This window comes from Halanaerobium sp. (assembly GCF_003070835.1).
Genome location: NZ_QBLR01000292.1, coordinates 1 through 4,175, shown reverse-complemented (window position 1 = coordinate 4,175; position 4,175 = coordinate 1). Strand labels below are relative to the sequence as shown.

Here is a 4,175-nt window from a genome sequence, read left to right as displayed (position 1 = left end):
TATTATTTCTTTTATTGATGTGCTGCGGAGCTGTTCGATGGAGGGTGGAGACTTAAATAAGCAGCTGGTGCTTTCGACTCATGATGATAAGTTTTATCGACTGCTGTTAAAGAAGTTTCGCTTTCTTTCTGCTGTGGGCTATTATTTTGAGACTTATGATGAGGATGGGCCCGGGGTGAGGAGCTGGGGGATTGACCAGTAAGCCGGCTGTTTTCATAAATTTTAGTCTGCAACTATTGGGATTTATGTTTTGCAATTCAGGTAATTTTGTATGTAAAACAAAAATGATTAGCGCAAACTATTACTCTCACCAGAAAATTTTGGTGGGAGTTTTTTTCATCTATAATAACCAAAATAATATTCTGTAACAATTAAAACATCGATAAATCAGTATTTTTGTCGATTGTTTGAAAGCCCTGCAATTATAAAGTATAATTAAGTTGTTCAATATTTTCAAAGAAATAACTAACTATTACGGCAGGAGGACTATCATTGTTTTTAAAAAGATTACTTGATATTGTATTTTCATTAATTTTAACAGTTTTATTAGCACCATTTTTACTTTTAATTGCTTTACTGATCAGACTGGAGTCCAAAGGAAGCCCCATATTTGCTCAAAAACGGGTCGGACAGCACAGCAAACCCTTTACTATCTATAAGTTCAGAACAATGCGTATTGATACCCCAGATGTTCCCACAAACGAATTTAATGACAGGGATCAGTATATAACTAAGATGGGCAAGTTTCTCAGGGTAACCAGTCTTGATGAACTACCACAGCTTTTTAATATTTTAAAAGGTGATATGAGCTTTGTTGGACCAAGACCACCTCTTTTTTCTCAGGAGGAACTGGTAGCTAATCGTAAAGAGCAGGGAGTTGATAAATTCAAACCGGGAATTACCGGCTGGGCTCAAATTAATGGTCGGGATGATATAGATGACGAGCAGAAATTTGAGTATGATCTCTACTACAAGCGGAACCATTCACTGCTGCTTGACTTTAAAATAGTACTGATAACCTTTCTGCAGGTAATTAAAAGGGAAGGTTTAATTGAGAACGGTGACTGAAATAGCTTAAATATTTATGCTGGTTACAGTTTATTTTACAATTAATGCTTAAAAATTGCAGTTAAATTAACTTAAACATCCTTTCAAAATAAAATACTTACAAACCATCCTTCCTCTTTTTGAACTAAAGTGATATCATTAAATCAAACATTAGTTCAGAAAGGGGATATTTTATATGGAACAGTTATTCAGCTTAATCAGTTCTTATGGTTTTCCCATGGTTTTATCTATTTATCTGCTCTTGCGTCTGGAAACACTGATTAGAGGTCTTAAAGAATCAATCGACACTCTAATTATCCTCAGCAATGTTGAATCAGCTGAATTAAGAAGGCTTAAAAAAGAAAAAAAGCTTTAAGTTAAAGGGGCAGCCCCTGAATAAACAGGGACTGCAGTAGTGGTTAGCAGACAATCTTTTCAAAGAGATCATAATAGAGATCAGCTAATTCATTTTCTTTACAGATCTTAATATCTCCGGTACAGACTTCTCGATTACAGTCATTGCAGAAACAAACATTAATTTTATTTAAGCGGCTAAACTTCTCTACCGGTTCTTTTAACTTTTCTGATTCTCTAAAGTTACCAAAACACTCTACAAAGACCTCATAATTTGGTAAAAAAGGATCACTGTTGATTTCTCTTGCTGTTGGAATTTTTTCTATTTCTTCAGCCTTTTGCCATAACATCTCGTATAATTCTTCTTCTGTATAGTTTTCTTCAGCCAATTTACTGCGCCCCTTTTTCTTCTGAGATTAATAATAATTTCTTTTTAAAAGGCTTTGGTAGATAAGCTGTATCCTTCCTTTTTAACTCAACTTCCTGATAGATCTTGATAAACTGATTTTTAACAAAACTTGTATCCTGGCTGTGGCAGAAGGCGGCAAAACCGCCAAAGTTGCGCACAGCTTCTCTGACAGCAGGTGGGAGAGAATCCATTCCGTCTTTGCAGTTATAGTAACCGTGTTTATGAACTGCTTCTAAAGCTAAATACCAGGCTTCTCCAGCTGAGATTTTAGAGGCATCAGGCAGCATTAGTTTTTCTGCTGCCTGAACTATCTCCCCGGGAGTAGGCGGCCACTGAGGCCGGTTAATAATTAATTTTTTTAAAGCAGCCACCACCAGCTGGTATTCATAATACTGGAGGAGATCATACCAGACTTCAACCATTAACTTAGTCGCAGTTCCATCTTTGTCATTGGCTTTCGGAAACTTAAAGCGGTTATTATAGCAATTATTTAAATAACTTAAGATTTTAATACATTCACTTTTTTCCATTTTCTTTTTCCTCCTCTTTAGCAGCTAGATATAATTCTTGCAGCATGTCTGTGTTTTGACTGGAAGCATTAGACTTAGAACTTTTCATCTTGTTTTCCAGCTTGATCACCTGTTTTCTTAACTTCTTTGCACTTAAGATATTGCTCTGCCAGAACTGATCCTGCTGACTGAAAGAGATAATATCTCTGATTTCCTGCAGGCTGTAGCCTTTCTTTTCCTTAGCCTTTGCTCCCACCGGACCCAGACGTTTGAGTCTTTCTATTTCTTTTGCCCATTTTTTAAAGAGCGGATCGGATGGATCTTTTTCGGGCAGTGAAGCTCGTGGGTTATTCTTTTCTATCAGTTCAATTAAATAGCAGCAGAGTTCTTCTTCAGGCTTTAAATCATCAGTTTTAAATTCTCTGTTGGTAAAAATAATATCTTCTTTCTGGCTGACATTAGTTTGAGTTTGAGCTTGAGTTTGAGCAGGAGCTGGAGTAAGAGCCTGAGTTAGAGCTGGAGAATCATTTTCTTCTGTCTGCAGCCCCTTATTTTCATCTGTACTGATGCCATTCTTTCTCTTTGAATCATGCCCCTTATTTTCTGCGAACACTTCCTGCAGAAATTTAAGCTCTTTACTTTTCTTCTTTAAAAAATTATAGAACTTAGAGTTGTGTTTTTCTGCCTGTCTGATAAAATTAGCGAGCAGAGGTGAAGTCGGCAGCTGTGCTAACTTATTTAAAGCTGCCTTGCAGTGATTAATATTCTGTAATGGTTGGTACTTTAAAGCATTGATGATCATAATCATCGAATTCTCCCTGTCATATTTAATAAAACTAGCCTCAGTCAGTTTCTGAACAGCCTTCAGTATTTCTTTCTGTTCCAGTCTCATATCCTCAGCTATGTAGCTTAAAGGCAGGCGATAAAAACCCTCAGAATACCTGTGCTGATTGCTTAAGAGATATAAAGCGATCATCCTTGTTTTAAAATCCCAGCTTCTTACTTTTTCGTCAATCCAGAAATTATCCTGGATTTTGTTATAAGCCATTTTAAGAATCCCCTTTCTATAAATTAAGAATTTTTTCACAATTTAGCTCAAAAAAAACATTTAGACTCCTCTCTTTGGATTATAATAAGATTTTTTCAGAAAATTCAATATAAATATTATAGCATCCACAAATTTTAATTTTAAGGGTCAAATGTAATTAATTTATAAATATTGGATATTTTTCATCAAACTCAAACTGCTCATAAAAAACTGGATTTTATTAAAAGTTCAGATGTTAATCAATCTTTTAATGTTTGGCTTCCTTTCCACTTTCTTCCGGCAGCTAAAAATATTTTTATTTTCTTGAGAGAATTTTTATTGAAAAATGATGAATTTGGTTCAGTAGATGAGAATAAAAGTTTAGACTTCCGTTTATCAAAGATTAAAGAAACTTTAAAATTTAGAGGAACATTGGAAGAAAGATATAATAACTGGCTAAATAAAATTAATAATAATTATTTTAAGTTTGAGGATTTTGATAATGCTGACTGGACTTTATATATGAAAGCAGCTGCAGAGCATAAGTATAAAGTGATACATGAGATTTTACCCCAGGCTGGTTTAAGTGTAGGTTAACTGCTGCTGTAACTGGTTTAACCAACTGAGTTAACGAGAATGCGGGTTCAACTCTGTGTTAGAAATCAGGATTGTATAACTGATATTGAGGAGGTACAAACAGATGGATACTAATAAAAAATTAAATAGCAATGAATACCTACTGATTTTAGTATACAATAAACATAAATATGTTAATTAATCATAAATTGTTTGATAATTAATGACTAATAAGTTATAATTAATATAGAAC

Annotated in this window: 7 protein-coding genes; 4 read left to right on the top strand and 3 right to left on the bottom strand. The window is 34.5% G+C overall.

Annotated elements, in window-relative coordinates; genetic code table 11:
* The 3 genes from CI949_RS17640 to CI949_RS17630 all read left to right on the top strand — a co-directional run.
* The coding region (locus CI949_RS17640; protein ID WP_290768768.1) for a hypothetical protein at positions 1-202 on the top strand (202 nt) is incomplete at its 5' end.
* A 290-nt stretch (positions 203-492) separates the two neighbouring features.
* Positions 493-1,068: a sugar transferase gene (locus CI949_RS17635; RefSeq protein ID WP_290768766.1), complete on the top strand. Its 576-nt coding sequence runs from the start codon at positions 493-495 to the stop codon at positions 1,066-1,068.
* A gap of 175 nt (positions 1,069-1,243) precedes the next feature.
* A complete protein-coding gene (locus CI949_RS17630; protein WP_290768764.1) occupies positions 1,244-1,423 on the top strand; it encodes a YvrJ family protein in 180 nt (59 codons plus the stop codon).
* Between the two features lie 43 nt (positions 1,424-1,466).
* On the opposite strand, the gene CI949_RS17625 is transcribed toward CI949_RS17630, so the two are convergent.
* Genes CI949_RS17625 through CI949_RS17615 form a run of 3 tightly spaced genes read right to left on the bottom strand, consistent with a single transcriptional unit; the run spans position 1,467 to position 3,367 of the window.
* Positions 1,467-1,790, bottom strand: coding sequence for a hypothetical protein (locus CI949_RS17625; protein WP_290768762.1), 324 nt, complete (start codon positions 1,788-1,790; stop codon positions 1,467-1,469).
* Position 1,791: 1 nt separating this feature from the next.
* On the bottom strand, positions 1,792-2,340 hold the full coding sequence (locus tag CI949_RS17620) for a replicative helicase loader/inhibitor (RefSeq protein ID WP_290768761.1): 549 nt from the start codon (positions 2,338-2,340) through the stop codon (positions 1,792-1,794).
* Positions 2,327-3,367, bottom strand: a complete 1,041-nt coding sequence (locus CI949_RS17615; RefSeq protein WP_290768759.1) for a hypothetical protein — start codon at positions 3,365-3,367, stop codon at positions 2,327-2,329. Before CI949_RS17615 ends, CI949_RS17620 begins: the two co-directional genes overlap by 14 nt.
* A 318-nt stretch (positions 3,368-3,685) precedes the next feature.
* On the opposite strand from CI949_RS17615, the gene CI949_RS17610 reads away from it, so the two are divergent.
* Positions 3,686-3,943, top strand: a complete 258-nt coding sequence (locus CI949_RS17610; protein ID WP_290768756.1) for a hypothetical protein — start codon at positions 3,686-3,688, stop codon at positions 3,941-3,943.
* Positions 3,944-4,175 lie beyond the last annotated feature (232 nt).